25 protein-coding genes are annotated in these 22,386 nt (G+C 69.0%); 4 read left to right on the top strand and 21 right to left on the bottom strand.

Annotated features, from left to right (window positions below; translation table 11 throughout):
- Positions 1 to 4: 4 nt before the first annotated feature.
- From AC5L34_RS15350 to AC5L34_RS15290, 13 genes are all read right to left on the bottom strand, one after another.
- Positions 5 to 949 carry a PKD domain-containing protein gene (locus tag AC5L34_RS15350; RefSeq protein ID WP_494825492.1) on the bottom strand — a complete coding sequence of 315 codons (945 nt, stop codon included), beginning with the start codon at positions 947 to 949 and terminating at the stop codon, positions 5 to 7.
- A 127-nt stretch (positions 950 to 1,076) separates the two neighbouring features.
- Positions 1,077 to 1,448: a hypothetical protein gene (locus AC5L34_RS15345; RefSeq protein WP_494825490.1), complete on the bottom strand. Its 372-nt coding sequence runs from the start codon at positions 1,446 to 1,448 to the stop codon at positions 1,077 to 1,079.
- 93 nt (positions 1,449 to 1,541) lie between these two features.
- Entirely contained in the window at positions 1,542 to 1,826 is a 285-nt protein-coding gene (locus AC5L34_RS15340) for a hypothetical protein (RefSeq protein WP_494825488.1), read from the bottom strand.
- A complete protein-coding gene (locus tag AC5L34_RS15335; protein ID WP_494825486.1) occupies positions 1,826 to 2,209 on the bottom strand; it encodes a hypothetical protein in 384 nt (127 codons plus the stop codon). The genes AC5L34_RS15340 and AC5L34_RS15335 overlap by 1 nt, the downstream gene beginning before the upstream one ends.
- Entirely contained in the window at positions 2,206 to 2,712 is a 507-nt protein-coding gene (locus AC5L34_RS15330; RefSeq protein ID WP_494825484.1) for a hypothetical protein, read from the bottom strand. The genes AC5L34_RS15335 and AC5L34_RS15330 overlap by 4 nt, the downstream gene beginning before the upstream one ends.
- A complete protein-coding gene (locus AC5L34_RS15325) occupies positions 2,709 to 3,227 on the bottom strand; it encodes a hypothetical protein (RefSeq protein WP_494825482.1) in 519 nt (172 codons plus the stop codon). Before AC5L34_RS15325 ends, AC5L34_RS15330 begins: the two co-directional genes overlap by 4 nt.
- A gap of 148 nt (positions 3,228 to 3,375) precedes the next feature.
- Positions 3,376 to 3,822, bottom strand: a complete 447-nt coding sequence (locus tag AC5L34_RS15320; protein ID WP_494825480.1) for a hypothetical protein — start codon at positions 3,820 to 3,822, stop codon at positions 3,376 to 3,378.
- 103 nt (positions 3,823 to 3,925) lie between these two features.
- Positions 3,926 to 4,930, bottom strand: a complete 1,005-nt coding sequence (locus AC5L34_RS15315; RefSeq protein ID WP_494825479.1) for an N-6 DNA methylase — start codon at positions 4,928 to 4,930, stop codon at positions 3,926 to 3,928.
- A gap of 90 nt (positions 4,931 to 5,020) precedes the next feature.
- Entirely contained in the window at positions 5,021 to 5,362 is a 342-nt protein-coding gene (locus AC5L34_RS15310) for a hypothetical protein (RefSeq protein ID WP_494825477.1), read from the bottom strand.
- A 166-nt stretch (positions 5,363 to 5,528) separates the two neighbouring features.
- Entirely contained in the window at positions 5,529 to 5,855 is a 327-nt protein-coding gene (locus AC5L34_RS15305) for a hypothetical protein (protein WP_494825475.1), read from the bottom strand.
- A 180-nt stretch (positions 5,856 to 6,035) separates the two neighbouring features.
- Positions 6,036 to 6,455 carry a hypothetical protein gene (locus AC5L34_RS15300; RefSeq protein ID WP_494825473.1) on the bottom strand — a complete coding sequence of 140 codons (420 nt, stop codon included), beginning with the start codon at positions 6,453 to 6,455 and terminating at the stop codon, positions 6,036 to 6,038.
- A gap of 8 nt (positions 6,456 to 6,463) precedes the next feature.
- The gene (locus AC5L34_RS15295) at positions 6,464 to 7,291 is read right to left on the bottom strand and encodes a hypothetical protein (RefSeq protein ID WP_494825471.1); all 828 of its coding nucleotides are present in this window, start codon (positions 7,289 to 7,291) and stop codon (positions 6,464 to 6,466) included.
- Positions 7,292 to 7,352: 61 nt separating this feature from the next.
- Entirely contained in the window at positions 7,353 to 9,044 is a 1,692-nt protein-coding gene (locus AC5L34_RS15290; protein ID WP_494825469.1) for a major capsid protein, read from the bottom strand.
- Positions 9,045 to 9,228: 184 nt separating this feature from the next.
- On the opposite strand from AC5L34_RS15290, the gene AC5L34_RS15285 reads away from it, so the two are divergent.
- The gene (locus AC5L34_RS15285; RefSeq protein ID WP_494825467.1) at positions 9,229 to 9,561 is read left to right on the top strand and encodes a PadR family transcriptional regulator; all 333 of its coding nucleotides are present in this window, start codon (positions 9,229 to 9,231) and stop codon (positions 9,559 to 9,561) included.
- The gene (locus AC5L34_RS15280) at positions 9,558 to 10,082 is read left to right on the top strand and encodes a hypothetical protein (protein ID WP_494825466.1); all 525 of its coding nucleotides are present in this window, start codon (positions 9,558 to 9,560) and stop codon (positions 10,080 to 10,082) included. The genes AC5L34_RS15285 and AC5L34_RS15280 overlap by 4 nt, the downstream gene beginning before the upstream one ends.
- Before the next feature lie 96 nt (positions 10,083 to 10,178).
- Here the strand turns inward: AC5L34_RS15280 and AC5L34_RS15275 are convergent, their stop codons facing one another.
- From AC5L34_RS15275 to AC5L34_RS15250, 6 genes are read right to left on the bottom strand one after another with little or no spacing between them, the layout of a single operon-like run.
- On the bottom strand, positions 10,179 to 10,337 hold the full coding sequence (locus tag AC5L34_RS15275; RefSeq protein ID WP_494825464.1) for a hypothetical protein: 159 nt from the start codon (positions 10,335 to 10,337) through the stop codon (positions 10,179 to 10,181).
- 14 nt (positions 10,338 to 10,351) lie between these two features.
- Positions 10,352 to 12,562 (bottom strand): phage minor head protein, encoded by a 2,211-nt coding sequence (locus AC5L34_RS15270; RefSeq protein WP_494825462.1) that lies wholly within the window; start codon positions 12,560 to 12,562, stop codon positions 10,352 to 10,354.
- Positions 12,559 to 12,807 (bottom strand): hypothetical protein, encoded by a 249-nt coding sequence (locus AC5L34_RS15265; RefSeq protein ID WP_494825460.1) that lies wholly within the window; start codon positions 12,805 to 12,807, stop codon positions 12,559 to 12,561. Before AC5L34_RS15265 ends, AC5L34_RS15270 begins: the two co-directional genes overlap by 4 nt.
- Positions 12,800 to 13,030 carry a hypothetical protein gene (locus AC5L34_RS15260; RefSeq protein WP_494825458.1) on the bottom strand — a complete coding sequence of 77 codons (231 nt, stop codon included), beginning with the start codon at positions 13,028 to 13,030 and terminating at the stop codon, positions 12,800 to 12,802. The genes AC5L34_RS15265 and AC5L34_RS15260 overlap by 8 nt, the downstream gene beginning before the upstream one ends.
- A complete protein-coding gene (locus AC5L34_RS15255) occupies positions 13,027 to 14,907 on the bottom strand; it encodes a hypothetical protein (protein WP_494825456.1) in 1,881 nt (626 codons plus the stop codon). The genes AC5L34_RS15260 and AC5L34_RS15255 overlap by 4 nt, the downstream gene beginning before the upstream one ends.
- A 3-nt stretch (positions 14,908 to 14,910) precedes the next feature.
- A complete protein-coding gene (locus AC5L34_RS15250; RefSeq protein WP_494825454.1) occupies positions 14,911 to 15,225 on the bottom strand; it encodes a hypothetical protein in 315 nt (104 codons plus the stop codon).
- A 119-nt stretch (positions 15,226 to 15,344) separates the two neighbouring features.
- Here AC5L34_RS15250 and AC5L34_RS15245 point away from each other — a divergent pair, with 119 nt between their 5' ends.
- Both AC5L34_RS15245 and AC5L34_RS15240 read left to right on the top strand, forming a co-directional pair.
- Positions 15,345 to 16,865: an McrB family protein gene (locus AC5L34_RS15245; RefSeq protein ID WP_494825452.1), complete on the top strand. Its 1,521-nt coding sequence runs from the start codon at positions 15,345 to 15,347 to the stop codon at positions 16,863 to 16,865.
- Positions 16,866 to 18,104, top strand: a complete 1,239-nt coding sequence (locus AC5L34_RS15240; protein ID WP_494825450.1) for a 5-methylcytosine restriction system specificity protein McrC — start codon at positions 16,866 to 16,868, stop codon at positions 18,102 to 18,104.
- A gap of 42 nt (positions 18,105 to 18,146) precedes the next feature.
- On the opposite strand, the gene AC5L34_RS15235 is transcribed toward AC5L34_RS15240, so the two are convergent.
- Entirely contained in the window at positions 18,147 to 19,181 is a 1,035-nt protein-coding gene (locus AC5L34_RS15235) for a DUF6615 family protein (protein WP_494825766.1), read from the bottom strand.
- Between the two features lie 231 nt (positions 19,182 to 19,412).
- Positions 19,413 to 22,382, bottom strand: coding sequence for a type I restriction endonuclease subunit R (locus tag AC5L34_RS15230; RefSeq protein WP_494825448.1), 2,970 nt, complete (start codon positions 22,380 to 22,382; stop codon positions 19,413 to 19,415).
- Between the last annotated feature and the right edge of the window lie 4 nt (positions 22,383 to 22,386).

The following is a 22,386-nucleotide window of genomic DNA, read 5'->3' as shown; positions in this document are numbered from 1 at the left end:
GTCCCTACAGCGAGGGCGCGACGAACGACTTGAAGCGCTGCGCGCCCGTCGTCGTGTCGGTGACCGTGATGAGGTACGTCCCGGGGGCCGCGTACTGATGGCTGACCGCCGCCTCCTCGGCCGGGCCCGGCGTCTGCGCACCGTCGCCCCAATCCACCGTGTACGGGTGGACCGGCGGGCCGGGCGGCACGTACGTCGCCGTGAACTCGGCGGTCATGTTCGTCGCGTCGGTCGCCAGCTTCACCACCGTGCCGTCCGGCGGCCGCGCGGTCAGGCCGCACGTCGGTGCCGGAGGCGGCAGCATCGTCCAGTCCATGTGGAGCAGGTCGAAGTCGCCCATCGGGTCCAGCAGCGGCTCGACGCCGGTCGACCGCAGGTAGACGTCGTACGGGCCGACGCCCCACGCCGGGTTCTCGATCGCCTTGCCGGTCAGCGTGAAGCTCGCCGCCGCGTTCTCGATCGTGAAGTCGCCGATCATCCCGTCGATGAGCTGCGGGAGCAGGAAGTAGCCGAACCGGGGCCGCTGCACCGCGCCGGCCACGCACTTCTTCTGCGACGTGCCCGACCACAGCTCCAGGGCCACCGCCGAGTCGAGGTTCAGCTTGCTGGTGAAGCGCATCCCGGTCGCGTCGCCGTTCTCGTCGAGCACGACCGGCATCCCGGTGAACAGCGTGAACAGCTCCGGGTCGACCCGCCCGGCCGTCACGGTCACGTTGTACATCTTGATCCGCCGCCGGGCCGGCTCGTAGACCAGGTTGTCGCCGTTGGCGTCCTTCTGGTCGATCTCCTCGCCCTCGTCGACCTCGGGCGCGTACTCGACCGTCACGAAGCCCTTCGACGTGACGTGGACCGGCCAGTTCCCGGCGCCCAGGATCGGGTCGCCGCACACCCCGAGCTTCGTGGCCCGGAGCATCTTCCCCTTGACGGGGGTGTCGCACACCGCGGACATCGGCACATCCTCAACAGGAGAGCTCCATGCCCGGCCCGCAGCCAGCGGCGAATACCCCGTCAGCGTAGCCGAGAGGGCGCTGGCCCCATGGGGGACACAGCGCCCTCTCGGCGTCGTCGCGCAGCCGCTACCCGCGCGCCGCCGGGTGCGTGCCGAGCACCAGGTCGCGGATCAGCGCCTCGATCCGCTCGGCGTCGCCGTGCGGCACCCGGAACGAGATTGTCGTCGCGCCGGCCACCACCGCCACGGCGGTGTGCAGCCCGTCGCGCTGGCTGGCCACCGACTGGACCGCCTTCATGGCGAGCATCTGGCGGCCCTGCTGCTTGAAGCGCGGCCGGCACGCAGGGATCAGCAGGGACAGCGCCACCGTGTAGACGGCCAGGATCACCAGCAGCACGTTCGCGACGGTCGTGCGGCCGGGCCGGCTCCACTCGATCCGGTCAGGCCAGATCGCGACCTGCGCGTTCCGTCCGGCGACGTGACTCTCAAATCGCGCCAACGGCTCCATTGTGTTCCCTCCGCAGTGAACGGGGCCGCACCCCCTGGGTGCGGCCCCGATACTCTCACGGCTGACGCAGCGTCAGCGGTCCCGTCACAACTGGCGGCCGTCGATCACCTCCAGCTCCGCGCCCAGCTCCGCGACCTTCGCGCGGATCTGCTCGGCCACCTCGTCCCACGCGTTGCCGGTCACCACCACGGCGCTGCGGTTGTCGCCGCGGATCCACGTCACCATCACCGCCGAGCGCACGTCGAGGACCTGCCCCGTCCGCTCGCAGGTGATCTGCCGCATCACCGCGTGCCGCAGCACCTCCCGGTTCAGGAACTTCTCCCGGTCGGCGTCGTTGTCGGCCATCAGGGCCGCCAGCACGTCGTTCATCAGTACCGCCCCGCCGGGGCCGGCGACGTCAGCCGCGCCGTCCCCTCGACGATCCTGCCGCGGCACCCGCTGCACACCGTCTCCGACGGCACGCTCTGCGCCAGGTCCACCGGCGTGCGCACCGGCGTCTTGCAGCCCCCGCAGGGCAGCGGCAGCAGCCGGGGCAGCCTCATGCCCAGCAGCAGCATGTCTCGGGGTACCAGCGTCTCCCTCGGCTGCCCGCCGCGCGGCAGGATCACCAGGTTGACGCAGGTCGGGAAGTCCCGCACCGGCTGCACGTCGGCGATCTCCACGAGCTGCCCGAACAGCAGCACCTCGTCGCGGCGGTGCAGCTCGTCCGTCCGGATCGGCTGGCTGCCTTGTCCCATCGTCACAGCGGTCACGCCGCCGCCTCCTCTCGCTCCAGCCAGCACAACCTGGCCTCCACATCGACCACCAGCTGCTCGGTCAGCGCCGCCCACACGTCGGCGGGCAGCGTCGCCAGGTGGTGCCACCGGCCGCTGTGCGCCGCGTAGACGTGCAGCGCCCCGTGCCCGGCCTCCCACAGGTAGGCCCAGCGGTCGCCGTCGACGGGCGCGTCGACGCCCATCTGGCCGACGAGCGCCCGGCCGGACTGCCCGGTGCGCACCGCGCGGCCCATGCCGCACACGTACGCCCACTCGGGCCGCCGCTCGGCGACGGCCTGCGCCGGCCACGGCGTGCACGCCAGCACCGACCAGTCCCGGTGCAGCAGCGCCTCCACCATCGCCGCGGTGTCCCGCTGGAAGGTGCGCGCCCAGATCGTCCGCAGCTGGGCGAGGGTCCAGCTCGGCTGGCCTTCCAGCTCGACCGTCCGGGCCCGGTACCACCGGCTGCCCGGGGCGAACTGCCCGACGAGCGCCCTCACCGCACCTCCTCCAGGTCGCAGCAGCCGGCGGCCGTCTCGAACTTGAGCCGGTCGCCAGCCAGCCACTGCCGCCGGTTGCCGGACCGCTGCACGTCCAGCAGCTCCGTGAGCGGCACCAGGGGCAGCTCGTCGACCGACCAGCACGCCCACGGCTCCCACTTGCGCACGAACGGCGCGGTCGGCACGCCGAGGTAGACGTGCAGCCGGTGGCCGCCGAACAGGTACGCCCACTCCCGGTCGTCCGCCGCCGTGGCGTCGACCCGGCCGGTGAGCCGCTCACCGGGCTCGTCCAACGGGATGCCGATCATCTGCGGGCAGCCGGGCAGCGCGTAGATCCGCCGCCAGTTGGTCTGCATCAGCCGCTCGACGGCGGCCGGCAGGTCGTGGTGCAGCTCGTCGTGCACCAGCGCCGACAGGGCGGGCACGATCACCGTCGGCACGGCGTCGTAGTGCACGTGCCGCGCCTCGTACGAACCGTCGGCACGTTCGGTGCCGATCAGCGCGCGTAGACCCATGGTTTACCTCCACGTGAACCGGGTCTTGCTCGAACAGATACCTTGCCGCTGTCCGGTCGCAATCGTCAATAACGACCGGACAGCTAGAGCCCGTCTAGGGACTCCGCACCGGGGCCGGGCACGCCGCCCGGCCCCGCCTACGCAGCCACTAGGCGATCGCGTCGACCGACCAGGATTCCGTCTCGCCGTGCCGCGCCACGACCGTGTGCGGCGACGGCGCACCCTCCGCCAGCCAGGCCAGCATCTTCTCGGCCACCTGCTCGCGGTAGCGCCGCGCGACCCGCATCTGGCAGTACGCCCACACGCCCTCGCGGTTGCCGACGACTCGCACCGCCCCGCCACCCCAGCTCGTCACCAGGAACTCCACCGACGACTCCTCCTCCGCCGGCCGCGCGTCGCACTCGTCGTCCGGCTCGTCGTCCAGCTCATCGGCGTTCTTGCAGTCCGGCTTGCAGTCCGGCTGGTGCGGCTCGTCGCGGGCCGCCCCACAGTGGACGCAGCAGCCGTCCTCGTCCATGCAGCTGCGCGGCCCGCATTCGTCGACCGCCGCCCGCTTGCCTGCCTGAATCGTGCTCTTGCCCATCTCGACCTCCACGTGAACAGGGCATGTCGTACATATTCATTGCATGCGACCGGCTCCCTCGCGTACACGTTTTATGTACGCGAGGGGCCGTGTAGCGCGTCACACAACCGGCCAGTCAGAACAGCCGGCCCTGCCGGAACACCGCCTCGGCGTCGAACGTCGACGAGGCCGGCGGCGCGGGCGGCGGCGGGGGCGGCGGCTTCGGCTTCGCCTTGCGCATGTGCCGCTCCAGAGCGCCCTCCGGCGTCGGCAGCTCCAAGAGCTGCCGCACCGCCGCGATCTGCCACGCCTGCCGCCATGCCCGCTGCATCTCGTCGATCGCGATCTGCCGGTGCTCCAGCGCCTCACGCATCCACACGTCCAGCAACCCGTCGCCGCAGCCGACGACCACCCGCAAGCCCAGCCCCCACAGGTGCAGGTTCACCGCGCAGAGCGCCGCCGCCAGCGGGTCGATGTCGTTCGCCCACCACTCGCACGTCGTCGGGTCGAGGCCGTCCTCCCGCATCGCCTGCGCGGCGCCGAGCAGCATCGTGCCGGTGCCGGCGCACGGCTCCAGGATCCTCGCGCCCTCGGCCGGCGCCACCATCCTGCCGAGCAGCAGCGTCACGCTCTCCGGCGTCAGGAACTGCCCGATGCCCTTGCGCCCGCCGTGGCTCTTCATCGTCTGGAGCAGCATCCCGAGCAGGTCCGTCTCGCCCCACCCGTCGGGCCCGCACCGCCCGAACACGCCCTTGCGCAGCGCCGCCTGGCCGACGGCCTGCACCGCGCGCAGCACCGTCTCGTCCTGGTCCTCGTCGGTCCACGACCACAGGTGCTTCGTCCGCGGGTTCAGGTCGGGCCGCAGCATCGCGAACTCGCACCACAGCCGCTGAATCAGCAGCCCGAACCCCTCGTGGTCGAGGCGCTCGATCGTCTCGCCCAGCGCCGCGAGCTGGTCGACGTCCTCCGCCTCCCGGGCCACCAGCGCCAGGGCGGCCACCACGCTCATCGGCACCTCGATCCGCGAGCCGCCGTACCGGCTGTGCCACGCCAGGTCGACCGCCTCCGCGATGTCCCGCGCGTGCTGCCGCGGGTCCTCCGGCACGGCGTTCGCGCGCCGCGCCATCGTCGTTGTCGTCATGCTCTTCCTCCACGTGAACCGCCGGCCTCCCGCCGGCGGGAAAGGCAGCGCCCCCGCAGCCACGTCGGCTACGGGGGCGCTCGGGGTCGGTCAGCAGCAGTTGCCGCACACACCCGAGGCGGGCAGCACCGTGAAGCACTCCCCGCACATCGACTTGCGCACCTTCGCGGCCTCGCGCTCGTTCTCGCGCCGCTGGCGCGCGGCCTCCTGGCGCTCGCGCTCGGCCAGCACCCGCGCGTTGTGCTCCCGCACCCGCCGGTTGTAGGCCAGCACCGCCTGGTCCTCCTCCTCCGTGGGGCGACGAACGGGCGCCCGCAGCGCCTCCTGCAAGGCGTCCGCCATCGCGTTCAGCTTGTTGACGCGCACGGTGTCCGCCCAGCTCATGACCTTCCGGCCGGTGTCGGTGGTCACGTCGAAGTTCAGGCCGCTCATCGGGCTCTCCTCACACAGTCGGGGTAGCTTGCTATACATATTCATTGTATCCAGACGGAGGGCCTGACGTACAGGTTTTATGTACGCTCGGGCTGTGGAGCGGGCCACACAAACGGAGACGCCCCCCGCGCCCGCATGGGGCGCGAGGGGCGTCGGGGCCCGCCGCTCAGATCGCCGCCGTCCCCCGCACGCTCTCGGCAACGATCGCCAGGGCCTCCCGCCGCTCGGCCACCTTCATCAGCGCCGCGTCGACCGCCGCCGCCTTGCCGCTCACAGCCGCCAGCAGGTCGCCGCGCACCGACGCCCGCAGGTCGCCCGCCTTCGCGTTGCACACCGCGACCTCGGTCGCCGCGGTGAGCTCGCCGGCCAGCCGCTCCAGCGACCGCTCCGCCTCCACCACCCGGAACGCCAGCTTGGCGACCAGGCCGCACCGGTCCGCACCCTCGGCCTCCACCTTGAACTCGGCGAGCAGCTCGTTGACCCGCTTCTCCATCTCTCAGCCCTCCTGTAGGGGTAGCGCGTTGCGTACACATTCATTGTATGCAACTTTCAGTCCCGCGTACAAATTTTATGTACGCCCTGGGCCGTGGAGCGGGTCACACAAAACGCCGCCCCACCTGGCACGGGGAAGAACCAGGCAGGGCGGCGCGAGTCCGAGGCGTGGGGTCGACGGTCAGCGGCTCCGGGGGGACCGCGACCGCGACGCCTTCGACGGCGGCTGGGAGGCCCCGTCCGTCTTGGCGTCCACCTCGGACACGTCGGCCCCGGCGTCAGCCGACGTGCTCTTCTCGCCGGCATTCACCGGCTCCGGCTCCGGCTCGCCGGCCGGCTTCGGCTCCGGCTTCGGCTCGGGCTCGCGGTCCGGCTCTGGCGTCGACGTCTCGCCGTCGCCCTCGTCCTCCTTGAGGTCGACCACCTCGTACCCGCCGGCCGCCTCCTGGGCCAGGTCGTCGGGCACGTCGAACGCCAGCCCCAGCGGGCCGTCGCTCGTCGTCCGCACCTCGTCGTGCCGGTCCGGGCCGGCGGCGTCGAGCAGCTGCCGCGCGAGCACTCTGGCGTCCTCGCGGCTGTTCGGGTAGATCAGCGGGGCCATCTCTCCTCCTACGCCGGCACGCCCGGCAGCTTCACCTTCACCGCCGCCACCGTGCAGCTCCACCCCACCGTGTAGAACCGCTCGGCGACCGCGAACACCTCGTTGTCCTTGCGGTCCAGGGCCTCCGGCAGCTTCGGCAGGAACACCGCCGACCGCCGCACCATCACCGGACCCGTGGCGTACAGCCACGCCTCACCGGCGGCCGGCGCCGCACCACCCGGGCCGACGCCGGTCGTCTGCGCGAACACGATCGGGTTGCCCAGCGGGCCCACCAGCCGCGGACCCTCGATCCGCGACTGGCCCTTCTCCGCGAACCACCCGGCCGTCCACCGGGGAGCCCACAGCACGCCCAGCACGCCCGACCGGTCGCCGATGTGCGCCTCCAGCAGACCCACGCCCGTCTCCAGCGGCACCGCCGCCGCGTCGGAGCCCGCCAGAACCTCCGTGTCGGCCGCCGCCAGGTAGTCCGCGTTCCCGGCCTCGCCGGTCCAGGCGTAGTGCTCTAGCGACTGCTGCTCGACCATGCCCATCGCCCGCCGGGCCCGCTCCAGCAGGTCCGGGCGGGCCGGCGACCGGCCGGACAGGCCCGTGTACAGCCGGATCACCCCGGCCTGCACGAGCGGCACCCGGTCCGGCAGCGCCATCGGCGCCCGGTTCGGGTCCGAGGCCGCCGCCACGTTCGTCGGCGCGGGCGCGTCGACGCACTGCGGCTCCCACTCCACGCCGGCCTGGAACTCGCGCTGGTCCGCCGGGTCGACCACGGCAGCCGCCGAGAACAGCCCGTACCGGTACGGCGTCGTCGCCGGGGCTTCCACGTACACGAAGGGCTGAGTCACCCGTCACCTCCTCCGGAGATGGGGCCGCGCCAGCCGGGCGTGGCCCCGTCGAACGGGTAGCTCAGACCGCCGTGCAATCGAACGCGACCGTCTGCCCGGTCACGCCGGTCGGGCACAGCGGCACCGACACCTTGTAGGACATGTAGCACCGCTTCACCAGCAACGACGCCTGCTCGGTGAACAGGGCGATGTACTCGTTGTCCTTCAGCTTCGTCGAGTCGTAGACCGCCGACAGGTCGATGATCGGCTTGGTGCCCTTCACCCACGTGCCCGGCGCGTAGATCAGCATGTCGACCGTCGCCGGCCACTGGCCCGGCGCGGTCGTGCCGCCGAACCCGGTGCCGCCCGCGTCGACGTAGCCGTCCTGCCAGTCGTACACGAACTGCGGGCGCAACCTTCGCCGGGTGAACCACGCGATGATCTGCTCGTCGGTAATGTCGAAGTAGTTCATCCCGGCCCGCCGGCTCATGTCTGCCCGGATCCACTCCAGCAGCCACATCGGCGCCGCGCACTCCAGCAGCGCCCGACGGCCCATCCGGTACCGGTAGCGGTAGTCGGTCGACGCGAGGGACGCCGCGCCGAGCAGCGCGGTGGTCGTCTCGTCGCCGTCGATGTCGCCGCCGAGGGTCAGGCTGAACGTCGTCGACTGGCCCGGGGTGGTGGCCATCCGCGCGATCGTCCGCGCGTTCATCTTGTGTTGGTGCGCGACGAGCGCCCGGCGCACCACGTCGCGGGTCAGCTCCGGCCACACCGCGTTCTGCACGATGTCCTGCTCGATCTGCACCCCGTCTACCTCGAGGCGCGTCTCGGCCCAGTTCACCGTCGGCACCCGGTACGAGGACTTGTCAACTCCCGCGGTGCTATCGGCCTCGGTCTGCACGAACCCGATCCCCGAATACATATCGCGGAAGTCGAGGTTGGCTGGCACCTTGATACCGCCACCGCGGGGGATCGTAATGCCCGGGAGGTCGAGCAGACCCTCGGTCGTCTCCAGGCCCTCGCACAGCTCCCACAGCGTCTCCGATGGGGCGCCCCAGCCACCGGCCGCCACGAGGTTGCCGCCCGACAGCCGCGACTCCGACGCGGCCAGCTCCACCAGCTCCATGTCGGTCAGGCCCCTGCCCCCCGCGACGAGCGCCTGGTCGACGGGCAGCTCTACCCGGGCCACGTTCTGCTTGATGCGGGTCGCGACCCCACCCCCGCGCGGGAAGCCTGCGAACTTGTCGTCGAACGCCGCCGCGACCTCGGCCACCGACGAGAACACGTGCCCGTGCGGCACGTTCGGCACGTCCGCCGCCGCCTTGATAACCGCTGACTGGCTGCCCTTGCCGACCTTCGGCTTTGGCTGCCGGCGGGCCGCCCGCCGCGCGAGCGACGCCACGACCGGCGTCGGCTGCGGGGCCGGCTGCTCCTCAACCGGGGCGTCCTCCGGCGGAGCCTCCTCGCCCTCGCCGCCCTCGCCGGCGCCCTCGCCGCCCTCGCCGTCGCCGTCGCCGCCCTCCTGCGCGCCGTGGACCGCCGCGTCCAGATCGTCCAGCTCCGACGCCACCTGCAGCGCCGCCTGCTCGATCTGCGTCTGCTGGGTCCGCACCGATTGCACGAACGTCGCCAGCTCCCGCAGCCGGGTCAGACCGGCAGCGTCCAGGGCCGGGTCGTCGCGGAGAGCGTCGAACGCCACCACGGCCTGCGTCTCCAGCTGACCCAGCGCGTCAAGGTCGAGCCCGTCCAGGCTCCCAGGGATCTCGAATTCCACCGTCGGCTCCTCAAGCACGGTAGGGATCTCATCCCCGACCGGCCCGCAGCCAGCATCGGTAGTTCAGGGCACAGCGTAGCCCACGCGATCGTGAGCACGGGTCATCACCGGCCGAGGGGCGCGCTCCTGCGCGTCGGCAGGTCGCGAGTGGACGCTCCTTATTTCACCTACTATCGTTAAGCGCATGCCTGACGGACCTGTGCGCGTAACGGGACCGCTCCTGGCCGTCCTGAACGCCCTGCTCGAAGCCGACGACTACGAGCTGCACGGCTGGGCGATCATGAAGGCCACGGGGAAGTCCGGACCGACCATCTACAAGATCCTGGAGAGGCTCGCCGAATCGCGGTGGGTGACCTCCCGCTGGGACACGAACACCGAACCCGGCAAGCCTCGCCGCCGCTACTACCAGCTCACCGGACACGGCGTAGCCAGCGCCCGCGAGCTGATCGCCCAACGGCAGGCCAAGACCGCGCCGGCGATTCGGACCCGCCTGGCCTTCGGCTGGTGCCAGGCGTGAACCACTGGGAAATCATCCTCGGCATCGTGTTCGGGCTCCTCGTCAACGAGGTCACCGACATCTCGCCCTGGGCCGCGCGGAAGCTGGCCCGATGGTCGGCCTACCGCTGGACGACAGACCCCGAGATGGCCGCAGGATACGCCGAGGAATGGGCGGCAGTCCTCGACGACCGGCCCGGCAAACTGCTCAAGCTCCTGACCGCCTTGCGGTTCGCCCTGGGGGCCGCCGGTCGAGCTACGCCCAGGGCAGCCACTCAGGCCGTCCGCACGGTCCGTGCGTACCGGCTACAGAGGACCCTCACCGCCTATGCCAGGGAATACCAGCGAAGCGTCAAACGCGAGGCAGCGAAAGAGCGTCTCTTCGTTGCTACGAATGTCGATCACATTAAGCTGAATGTTCCGATTGAGGTTAAGCCCTGGCATGACGACAAGCTCTGGCAAAAGCGGATACTGCTCATGCCGGCAGACGAACATGCCAAGATGTCGTCGATCAAGCGCCGCCCCAAGCTTCGACCCAAGTAGGCCAGCACGCCGACCCTGTAGCCACCGAACGGGCAGCCCGCTGCCCAGACGGTGCTCTTGGGGGTGCGGTGCCGATGGGCGCCGCACCCCCGCTCTCTACCTCTGCACCTGGCGGATGACGCCGCCGCCGCCCTTCTGCACGTCGGCGACCTCCGCCAGCGTCTTCGACCCGTACTCGCCGCCGCGACGCCCGTCCCCGTAGGACAGCACCCACACCGTCGTGCCCCTGGCCTTGCTGCCGCAGTTGCAGCCCACGCCTGCTCTCCTCCCTACTCGCCATGCACCTGGGCGGCCAGCGCCGCCACGAGGGTCTTCCGGTCCCGGCCGATCGACGCCGCGATCCGCTCGGCCGTCGCCGCCGCGGCGGCGCGCTGCCGCTCGGCGGCGAACCCGGCGGCCACCGCGCGCCGCACTGCCGCGTCGAGGGCGGCCGGCGACGTCAGGGCGGGCTCCCGCCGGCGGCCGCGGGTCGGCGCCGACGGCTGCCACCCGGACCAGCCGGAGGCGACCATCGCGTATGCCCGGCCACCGGACGTGCGGCCCCGCACGACCGGGAACCCGCCGACGTTGACGCACAGCGCCGCGACGAGCTGCCGGGCCCCGCCGATCCACCGCCAGTCTCCGGACAGCGGCGACCGGCGCAGCAGCTGCACCTGCTCCTCGGTGGCCTCCGGCACCAGCGACCCGGCGACCCACGTGCCGTGCGCGTCCCGGCCGGCCCGGACCACCGCGACCTGCGTGCCGGTGTCGTCGTAGTGCGCGACCGCGCTCGCCGCGCTGGCCGCCAGGTCGGCGTGCCCGGTCGCCGCGGTGATGTGCCCGACCGCGACCAGCTCCCCCTCGGCCGTCTGGATCTCCGGCCGGTGGAACCAGTCGAAGCCGCCCTCCTCCGGCGGCATCACGCACTGCCCGCCCTGGAGGAACGACAGGTGGCAGTCCCGGTCGGCGAGGTGCCCGAACACCCGGCCGTCGGCCGTCACGGTGATCGGCGTCAGCTCCTCCAGGCCCGGGTCGTCGAACCACGCCCTCGGCGGGTACACCGGCGTGACCTGCTTCCTCGTCGCCGCCGCGCCGGCCGCAGTGACCGGCTCTTCCTCTTTCTCCACCTCGTCGGAGGGCGTCTCGTCGTCGGCGGGATCCTCGTCGACCAGCTCCAGGTGCGCCTCCATGAACGCCTGCGTGCCGAGCATCGTCACCGCCATCACGCGGCCCTTCGTCACCAGCAGGTGCGGCTCCTCGCCGGCCTCGACGAACGCCTCCCACTCCTCGTCGGTCATGTCCTCGATCGGCTTGCCGTCCGCGTTCGCGTACACGAACTCGAACTCGTCGAGGTCCACCGACGGGAACAGCACGCCCGCCCGCCACAGCTCCAGGGCCTCCGTCACCTCCGGCACGGCGTCGATGAAGTCGCCCGCGCCGGACAGCTCCGACTTCTTCACCTCCCCGGCGGTGATCCGGCCGATCGTCACCGCGCCCTCGTGCCCCGGCGCGTCCTGCCGGGCCCACCGCAGGGGCAGCGGCAGGTCGCGGAACGACCACTGGCCGTCCGCCGCGAAGATCCGCCGGTCGCCCGACCTGGCACCCAGCGGCGCCAGCGTCCCCTTCCACGTCGCCATCTGCTTGCCACCCTTCGCGGCTCCCGCCGCTGTCACCGTGATGTCCAACCCGCTGGCCCGGTCCCGTCGGGGCCAGGGGTGCTCAGGGACCGCAGGCAGGGGCTCGCCGGCCTCCACCTCGATCATCGTGCAGCGGCACTGCACCGTCTGTCCGGGCGGTGCCGCCGGGTCGCCCGGGTACCGCATCGGCACGCCGCCGACCATGAACACGCCGTCCAGGGCGACGCGCTGCCCGTCCGCGTCGCGGTGGTCCGGCCGGGTCCGCTCGTCGTGGGTCGCCACCCACACCTTGTCCAGCTTCTCGTCGAGCGCCGCCTGGGCGGTCAGCCAGGCGGTCAGCGTGCCCGCGTTGTACGCGCCGATCGTCTCGGTCCGGGCGATCGTCACCGCCCGGTCCTCCCACGCCTGTTCGCCGAGGATCGCCTCGATGGCGTCGCGGATCCTCGGGATGCTCGCGCCTTCGGCGGTGAGCTCGGCGATGGCCGCCGTGACCTGCGTCCACGCGCTGTCGGGCACGCCCTGCAACCTGTTCGGCAGCGCCGCCAGGTACTCGTTCTTCATCTGCGCGACGCGCAGCAGCTCGACGTCGCCGCCCGCGTCCGCGACCCCGGCGAGGAACGTCGCGTCGACCGCAGGGAGCAGGTGGACCGTCATCGCCTCAAACCACGCCTGCCCGGCGCCCGCGAGCGCCGACGGGTCCGGCGGCAGCGCCGCCGCGGTGACCGGCAGGGTCGCGGTCCGGGCGGACCGCAGCCAGGCCCGCAGCGCCGCCCGGGCGGCCTGCTCGACGCGCTTCTCGGCAGCGAGCACCCGCGCCTCGTGGTCGAGGCGCAGCGGCAGCCAGCGGTCCGGCCCGTCGGTCACGGTTCTTCGGCCGCCACCGCCGGCGCCAGCGGCAGAACCGCCACCACGGCGATCGTCGACGCGATGCTCCGCACGCCACCGTCCGAGCGGCCGGCCGGCATGCCGGCGGGCGTGCGCTCGACCCGGTAGATCGTCAGCTTGTCCTCGGACAGCTCCAGCCGCACGAAGTCCTTGTCGAGAGTGACGCCCAGCAGCGCAAACGCGTCCTGGATCATGGTCAGGGTAAGCCGCTCCGGGTCAGCCATCGTTCCTCCTCGTGTGCTGATGCCGCTCCACGTCCGTGGGGTCGCAGACGTCCGTGGCATCGGTCAGGGGCGGCTGGTCGCCGTCCCACAGCTCGCCCCACCAGCCGCACGTCTGGCACAGCGACCAGGTAAGGAGCTCGCAGCCCTTGCCGCGCCCGGAGCGGCGGCAGGCATGGCCGTGCGCCTGCACCAGGTCGGGGACGAGGGCGGTCGGGGCGGTCACGCTGGCACCAGCTCTCCGCGCACCGTGCGGGTCAGGTGCTCGCGCAGCTCCGCCGGGTCGTGCCGGGTGCCGGTGACGAGCAGGCCGCCGACGTACGCGGTCAGGGCGGCCTCCAGCTTCACCGCGTCGACGCCGAGCCGAGTGGCGATCGCCGGCACGGCCGTCCACGCGCCCTGAAGCAGGCGAGGCACCGACGTCGGCGTCGACTGCCGCGCCGTGTGGTACTCCCACGCCTTCAAGTCGGCGTGCCGGTACCGGTCGCGGCCGAGGACCCGCTTCCCGGCGATCTCCAGCGCCCGCAGCGCGAGGACCTCGCAGGCGGCGACGAACGGCCCGGACAGCGGATCGGCGGCCGACGCCGCGGTCGCGTTCTGCTCGGGCGGGCCGCGGTCCTCGGTGTCGCCGTCCGGCGGATCGTCGGTCGTCGGCTCCTCGTCCTCGGCGGGCGGCTCGCCGCCGGGCAGCTCAGCCGGCTGCGGGGCCGGCTTCAACGCCTCCGGGTCGATCTGCACGGACACCCCGGCGACCTCCAGGAGCCGCTGCACAAGCAGCGGGCCGGCGGCCGGCACCGTACGGATGATCTCCAGCAAGCGGCGCAGCTCCCGCTCGTCATCGGTCGGCTTGTCGTGCTCACCGAACCCGGTCTCCCGGCGAAGCGCGTCACCGGACAGCTCGCCAAGGCCGTACAGGTCCTTCGCGTCGGCGCCCTTGTCGGGGGTCTGCGTCAGCTCGCTGGTGTCGTACCAGACGATCCACCGCTTCGCGTCGGCGACGCCGGGCGCGCCTTCCAGCGCCGGCCACAACATCTGCTGGGTCAGGGCCGCGCAGAACAGCTCCAGCTTCGACTCGACGTGGTACTTGATCGTCGCCTCGTCGGTCATCCAGGCGCCCCAGTGGTTCGCCTGGGTCATGCCGAGCAGCATCTCCGGCGGGGCGTCCAGGCCGAGGGCGAGCCGCCGGATCGCGCCGTCCAGCATCGACGGCACCGTGCCGGACAGCTCGGTGGCGAACGACAGCAGCCGGGCCTTCTCCAGGTGCTCGGCGGGGCCCTGCACGACGATCGGCACGAGAGCGGCCACGGAGTCGCGGTCTTTCACCGCGGTGGTCATCGCCTCGGTCAGTGTCGCCAGGAACGACGACACCCCATCCTCGGCGTCCTCCTCCTGCTCGGCGGCGGCAAACGACAGCTCGTTCGGGAGCAGCAGGATGCCGGCGCCAGCGAGCCGGGAGTCGATCTGTGACTGGACGTACTGCGTCAGCCGCTCGATTAGCCGCAGCACCCGCTGGTTGGCCTGCACCTGCGACTTGGGCAGGGCGTGCTTGCGAGGGCTCGGGGCCCAGATCCGGACGATGACCGTCTCATCGGCTTCCAGCTCGCGCGGCCCGTCGCCTTGGTCGAGGACGTACTTCCCGGTGCGCTCCTGCAGCTCGTCGACGGACGCGATGAACCACCGCTCCCGGTCGGTGGCGGTGCCGGCTTCATCGCGATCCGGCTCACCGATCAGGTAACACTCGCCGGGCACGCCGAGCTGGATCCCGGCGTCGTGCAGCAGCTCGGCCTGCTGGCCGGGCCCGCCGAGGAACGTCTCGTTGACGCCGGCCGGCGCCTGGTCGGGCGCTTCGACGGGCCGTCCTTCGTCGTCGACCTGCGTTATGTACAGCCGGGCGCGGCCCATCGCCTTCGCGATGAGGTCGACGAGGTAGGCCAGCTCGCCGCACTCCTCGTAGTGCTGCCACGCCTCTTCCTGCCACTCCTGCTTGGTGACCTTCCGCAGGCTGCCGGACGAGTCATAGCGCATCTTCGCCGCCGACGCGACGACGGCAGTCGCCTTGCCGACGTCGCTCTCGACGTTGGGCTTGGTGCCCCACCAGGCCATGGGCTACTCCCCTGGCTCGGCGCGCACCAGCAGGCCGGTCGCGTGGGAGAGGGCCATAGCGACAGTCGGCGCGTCGACCCACCAGTAGTCCGACCAGCGGGGCACGTCGGACAGGTGCCACCAGCCGGCAGCGGCCGGCATGGCGATCCACACCGACAGGCACCAGCGGCAGAACAGCAGGTACGTGAAGGCGCTGCCCTCGGGCAGCCGCCTCACGATTGCCTCTCGGGGTCGCCGGGTGATCTCGTCGGCAACAATCAGCCGGGTCACCCGCGCAACGACGAAGAGCACCACCACGATCTCAAACAGCCCCGTCACGGCTATGACAATACGCAATGACATTGCGGCCGGATAGGGAGCGCGACGCGCGTGACTGCCCTAGCGTGTGGCCATGGCAGACGCGGCCAGTCTTGGCCGCCGCGGTCGTAGGGAGAGCGATGGGCTACGAAACGCAGTCCCCAGTTGACCCGACGCGCCAATCGCTAACCGAGGCACGGGAGCTCTTCGGTGAGCGGTTCGTGGCGGGACGTGTCGAGGCGGAGACGGATGCGCGCGACCTGCTCGACAAACGCGCCGGCTCCATGAGCGCCGACGAGGCATTGCAACTGGGCCGGCTGTTCAACAGGCATGAAAAGACTGGCCAGGTGCGTATGGACCGGTTTTCGCCCGGCTTTGCCGGGGCGGTCATGCACAAGCTGACCGAAGACATCGACCGGTTCAACCGGGTCGTCGCGGAGCTGTGGACCTCCCCGGTCGACGAGGCGTTGGCGCTGCTCGGCCGTATGTACGGCGACCGTTCTGTGCTGCCCGGTGCGGGTTCGTCACTGCCAAGCATGCTGCTATATCTACGCGATCCGGAGCGGTTCGCGGTGTGCATCAATGCCACGATGAAGGGCCTCGCTCGGGTATCCGGGAGGACCTTCCGCGCGGACGGTCAGGTCGGCTACGAGCGCTTCTGTCAGGTCCTGCGGACGTGGCGTGAACAGTACGGTGTCGCTCCGCAGGAAGCGGACGCTGTGCTCACGAACATCATGCGGGCCGCCACCACGCCAAGCGTCGCCGGCTCCGTCGCCGAACCAGCCACAGCTATCGACGTTCCGCCTAGCGGGCGACTCACAGCCGAACAGGTGGCAGATCAGTGCTACCTGCCGGTGGAGCAGATAGACAAATGGGTCACAGCACTACACGGACCCATGCGCCAAGCGGTGTTCTTTGGGCCGCCCGGGACAGGCAAGACGTGGGTCGCCTTGAAGCTCGCCCACCACCTCGCGACCTCGCCGGACCACGTCGAACTCGTCCAGTTTCACCCCGCATACTCCTACGAGGACTTTGTCGAAGGCCTGCGGCCCGACTTGGCCGACGGCGGCGCCCTTCGCTACACCCCACGGGATGGGGTGTTCTTCAAGTTGTGCGAGCGGGCACGCAAGGCCCCCTCCGATGACGTGTTCGTCCTCGTCGTTGACGAGATGAACCGAGCTGACCTTGCTGCCGTCTTCGGTGAGTTGCTTTTCCTGCTCGAGTATCGGGGTGTCAAACCAGCAGTCCTGCCGTACTCACAACGGCAGTTCTCGGTGCCCCCCAACGTCATCATTCTCGGGACGATGAACACGGCAGACCGCAGCCTCGCACTCGTCGACTTCGCCCTGCGCCGCCGGTTCAACGCTTTTCACCTGCACCCCAGCGACGACGTGCTGGCCAGGTGGTCCAGCACACGCTCCGATGTAGACGGTGACCTGCTGCTCGGCATGTTCCGACTGATCCGCGACCGGGTCGGTCGCCAATCACCCGTCAGCCCTGGCCACTCGTACTGGATGGTCGAGCAGATCGACGCCGCAACAGCCGAGGCCATCTGGTCCTACCAGCTGTACCCGTATTTGGCAGAGCACTGGTTCGAGCGGCCAGAAGACCTGGACCGGCTGGACGTGGACATCCGCGCGCTTATCGCGGAGCGAAGCTGAATGCTGCACCTGCGCGAGTACGAGATTAGCCGGGTCCGGCTGAGCGACCGGGAAGCCGGTGAATTGGCAGGGCTGACCCGCGGCTCGGCAGGCCGACGCGACGAGCCGCGGGTCATCCAGCAGGTTCTGCCGTCTGGACAGGCAGGGCTCTTTGACGTTCAGCCCGGGCCGTACGTTGGACGACTCACGCTCGGATCCGGATGCACGGTCGACATCGCCAGCCGCTTTCCGTTCACAGACTTCCGGGAGCTGCTGCGGCTGGCCGCACGCCAGCCCGCGCTGCTACGCGACACCGAAGCCGCAGGCACCGGCAGCCGTGGCCTGGTCGATCTGATCGCCACAGCCTTCGCTCGGGAGACTGAACGTCTCGTCGGATTTGGCTTGGCCAAGGAGTACCAGTCACGAAGCTTTACCCGGCCGCCCTACCCCGGCACCCCGGATGTGACTGTGCACCTCGCCAAGTATCTCGGGCGCCCCGACCGCCTGGTGACCAAGGCCAAGCGCCTGACCCAGGACATCCTGCTCAATCAGACCATCGCCGCCGCGCACCGGGTGCTCGTACAGCAGCACTACTCAGACCCCGCGCTGTCGGCACGGCTACGAGCGCTCGGCCCATGCTTCACGTCGATCTCGCGAGTCACGGACCCTCAACGGCTGATTCAGCGCCGCCCAACCTTGGTACCGCCGCGATACCGTGAAGCCTATGCGCTGGCATCGCTCGTACTCGCTGGCCAAACCGTGCTTCCCACCGCCTCCGGCGCCTCCGGCGTCACGGTGCTGTTCAACATGACCAAGGTTTGGGAGACCTACGTGGGCCATTGGCTCGCGAACCAACTACCAGCCGGACATCGGATATCAGCACAGCATCCGGTCGTTCTCACTGACGACTCTCAGCCGATGACGGCGTACGCGGACTTCGTCATCCTCGACGATCAGCACAAGCCCGTCGCGGTGTACGACGCCAAGTACCGGCACTGGCAGGCCAGGCCCAAGGCCGACGAACTCTACCAGCTGAGCACCTACGCACACCGACTCCGCGTGCATCGAGCAGCACTGCTCTACCCAGGCCGCGACGGCCAGGACAGCCACGTCAGCGTCGGCGACCTCCGGCTCGCCACGATAGGCGTGCCGGTTCTCAGCTCAACGCTGCCGGCGGCCCGGATTCACGCCGCAACTCCTGCGGAGACAAGCGTTCCTAGCCGACAGATCGGACCTTCCGAATCCGCGCATCATACATAGGGAGGTTCGTGGGCGGCTACTACGAGCACCAAGACCGCGTGATCAGCGGTTGGTATCGTCCTCCGTCGCGTCAACCATCACAACGCCCGCTAGATCCGACCATGGCTCGATGGTGCGATGTTCGCCAAGGAAGTACGCCTCCACCTCGCTTGGCGGCTGGGTGGCGGGTGGCGGACTGGGATACTGCCGGTCGAAGGGGTTGTCGACCCGAACTGTAACCATCATTTCGGCTGCTCTCAGCCTTGAGAAGAGATGGTGTATGCCGGTGGTTAGGCCGGTGACAGGGTGATGGCAGACGAGGTGGTACCAGGGCATTCCGGCTGCCAGAACGGTCTCGCGATGGAAATCCTTCTCCAACGCTAACCGTAGGGCCGTATCAGCCAGCACGACCGTACATCCCCACTGGCCGATATCAACCGGCCCGTGCGGGCACGGGCCGGCTTCGGGTAGGTCGGATCGCCACGTTGGTCGGCCATCGCTGTAGATGCAGTAGAGGCCAGCGATGCGGTCAGCGAGACACCGCTCGACGAAGACCTCGATCTGATAGCCGGAGGATACGGACGGCGCCGCACGCTGGTCGAGTCCAATGCGACCTGTCCTCGGATCGGCACGCTTCGCCTGGGTGCGGAATCCCACGTAGCCACGCAGGTCGCGGATCCACCACTCCCAGTCCGCGCCGGTCTCGGCCTCCCGCTTGGAAGCGAATCGCTGGATCGAAATGTGCGCGGGATGGCTGACCGCTAGATGAAGCAGGGCATTATCCGTGAAAGTCGTCTCGCCGGGTACCAGCCCCACCGAGCGTCCCACCTGGGTGCGCCATATCACGTCAGTGGCAATCGACCGAAAGGTCGGGCACAGCGGCGGGGTCCGAAGCGACCGCAGCAAGGCCGATTCCCGTGCTCCGCTAGGCGTCAAGGACCACCTACCGTGGCCAGAAACCTCTGTCGAATGGAGCAAATCCTGCTCAACCAGCCGGTTCCGAGCAAAAGAGGCATTGTTTTTCCAGACAAGGTCCCGACCGCTCGGACGTGGAGCAAGGTCGTCGGCCCTTAGCCGGCTTCCGAGTAGCCGTTCCATGACACGGAGAATGTCGGCTCTTTGGGCGGTGCCGCCAAGCTCACCCAGGGCGACCAAAATCCACCGAGCAAGTTCGTCAACGTCGATCACGTTACATCCCGTATTCTCGGAGCGCCTCGCGGTCACGCAATTGGCCGACGGGCGAGCCGCGACGCATGGGCTGAACGTCGGCTGAAGTCATTCCTTGGCGATGAAAGGCGGCCGCTCCGGGGATCAGGGCGTCAGGAGCCGCTATGAATACGTAATGCCGAAGGTGGTCTCGGCCAGCCACTTTTTGAACTCCGGATTATCCATGAACTGCTTGAAGAGCTCGGTGTCGTCCGCAATGAGGTTGAGGATGACCTTCTCGAGCGCCTTGTCGTGCTCGATGCGGGCATTCTGCTTGTCGGAGTTGTTCTTGGCAGCCTGATAGGCAGGGTCCGAGTTGACCTTTTCGGGGATGTCTTTGGTGATCAACTTCTGGATTCGGTCCTCGTCGGTCCAGGCGATGTTGCCGAACAAATCGTTGAAGGTCTTGAGTATGTTCGACAGCTTGTCGAGTTCGGGCTCGGGCTTGCGCCCCGCACCACCGGCCGGAACAGGGTCGATCTCGGCGTCAGCGTCCGGGAGCAGAAGGCGCACCGCGGCCTGCTTCTCGACACGGTAGCTGTCCATGTCGATTGCCTCGAGGACCCCCTTGGAGAGGTCGTCCTCCTTCGGCGCGGGGAGCTTCGGGACGAGGAAGTTGAGGAAGATCGACAGCTTCTCCCAAGCGGCGTTGGAGTACGGCAGAATCGAAGCGAGAAAGTCGTAGGTGCGAGCGAAACTCTTCGCGTCGCCCTTGAACTCGACCTGCGCGTCCTCGTCTAGGTCCGCGTTATACCGGGCGACACAGACATCGAGGATCGGATCGAGCTCGTCACGAGGCGCTCCGGTGAGATACTTCGTGACGAGGGCATCGACCTCGTCCTGGTCGTAGACCTGATGTCCGTCGAGGGCGGCCTTCAGGTCGTGGAGCTTGTTGGCGTCGGTCTCGTCCGAAAGGACGGTGGTCCGATAGAAGGACTCGAACGACTTGCGTATCGTCTCGACATCGTTCTGGAAGTCGAGCACGAATACGTCGTGCTTCTTCGGGTGCGCCCGGTTCAGGCGCGACAACGTCTGGACTGCCTTGACGCCCGACAGCTTCTTGTCGACGTACATGCTGTGTAGTAGCGGCTCGTCATAACCCGTCTGGAACTTGTCGGCACAGACGAGGAAGCGGTACGGCTCCCTACGGATTCGCTCGGCGATCTCCCCAGACGGAAACCGGTTGAGCTTCGCCTCGTTCACCATCTCGCCGGCGTACTCGTGTTCTCCGGAGAACGCCACGATCGCCTTGTACTGGCTGCCAAGCTTCTCCAGGTACTCCCCTATCGCATTGAAGTACTCGATCGCACGCATGATGTTGCCGGTGACGACCATTGCGCGAGCCTCGCCGCCGACCTTCTGCAGCGCGATGACCTGCTCAAGGAAGTGGTCGACCATGATCTGGGCCTTCTTCGCGATGGCCGTCTGGTTACCCTCGACGTAGGCCCGCAGCTTTTTCGTGGCACGCTTCGTGTCGAACTCCGGGTCGCCCGCCACTGTCTTTACGAGCCGGTAATAGCTCTGGAGGGGCGTGTAGCACTTGAGAACATCGAGGATGAACCGCTCCTCGATGGCCTGCTTCATCGTGTAGGCGTGGAAGGGCTTGTGCTTCGTCTTGCCGTCCTCGACGTAGGCATCGCCGAACATCTCGAGCGTTTTGTTCTTGGGCGTAGCGGTGAAGGCGAAGTAGGAGGCGTTCGGCAGCATCTTTCGTGCCTCCATCGCCTCGTTGATGAGGTCCTGGACGGGGTCGTCGTCGCCTTCGCCGGACCCGTCGTCGTCCACCTTGGCCGCCAGCGCCTTCTTGGCTGCCAGAGCCTTCGACACCGCCGACGCGGTTCTGCCACCCTGGCTGGAGTGGGCCTCATCGATGATGATGGCGAAGTTTCGCTCCCGGTGCTTGTCGCCGATCTCGGCGAGAATAAACGGGAACTTCTGGACCGTCGTGATAATGATCTTCTTACCAGCCTCGATCATGTCCCGCAGGTCCGAGGAGTGCTCGGCGTGGCCGACAGTGGCGCCGACCTGAGCGAACTGCTTGATCGTGTCACGGATCTGCCGGTCGAGGACCCGCCGGTCGGTGACCACGATGATTGAGTCGAACACCGGCTTGATCTCAACCTTTGGGTCCTCGACGCGGATCAGCTGATGGGCGAGCCAGGCAATTGAGTTCGACTTGCCGCTGCCTGTTGAGTGCTGAATCAGGTAGCGGCGTCCAGCACCATTCTTCCCAGCGTCGGCTAGCAGCTTGCGGACGACGTCGAGCTGATGGAAGCGAGGGAAGAGCTGCTTGATCGACTTCTTCCCGGTCGTCTCGTCAACCTCCTCGATCACCTGCGCGTACGCCTCAATGATCTTGGTAAGGCTCGCCGGGGTAAGGATCTCCTCCCACAGGTAGGCGGTTTTCAAACCGTTTGGATTCGGCGGGTTGCCGGCGCCGTCGTTGAACCCGCGGTTAAACGGCAGGAACCAGGGCGGCTTGGCGGCGAGATTCGTGCAGAACTCGACCTCAGCATCGTCGACGGCGAAATGAGCGAGGGTTCGCTTGAACCCGAAGATAAGCTCCTTCGGATCGCGGTCGCGCTTGTACTGCTCGACGGCGTCGGCGACGGTCTGCTTGGTCAGGCTGTTCTTCAGCTCAAACGTGCTGACGGGTAAGCCGTTGATGAACAGGCCGACGTCGAGGGCGAGCTTGGTCTCGTCCTCGGAGTAGTGCAACTGCCGGGTGACGGTGAACCGGTTCTTTGCGAACAGCTCAGCACTCTTGGCGTTCCCCTTCGATGGCGTGCCGTAGAAGAGGTTTATGTCGTGCGGACCGTGCTGGACGCCGTTGCGCAGAACGTCGATGACCCCGCGCTTGGTGATAGCCCCCTGGATACGCGATAGCGTCTTTAGCCCGGCGGGGCTGGACGGATCGAGGTCCAGCACAGCCGCCAGCGCAGGCTGGGTGTCGTTGAGGAAGCTGCGAAGTTGAACCAGATCCAGGCCGAACGCAGGCGAGTAGTCGGCAGACTTTCCGTGCGTCCACCCGTGGGCGCAGAGGCCCTCGACGAGTATGGTCTCTAGCCCCTTTTCGGACGTGTCTGCCGGCATCCCG

Source organism: Micromonospora sp. ZG13 (assembly GCF_059359355.1).
This window is presented reverse-complemented; position numbering and strand designations above follow the sequence as displayed.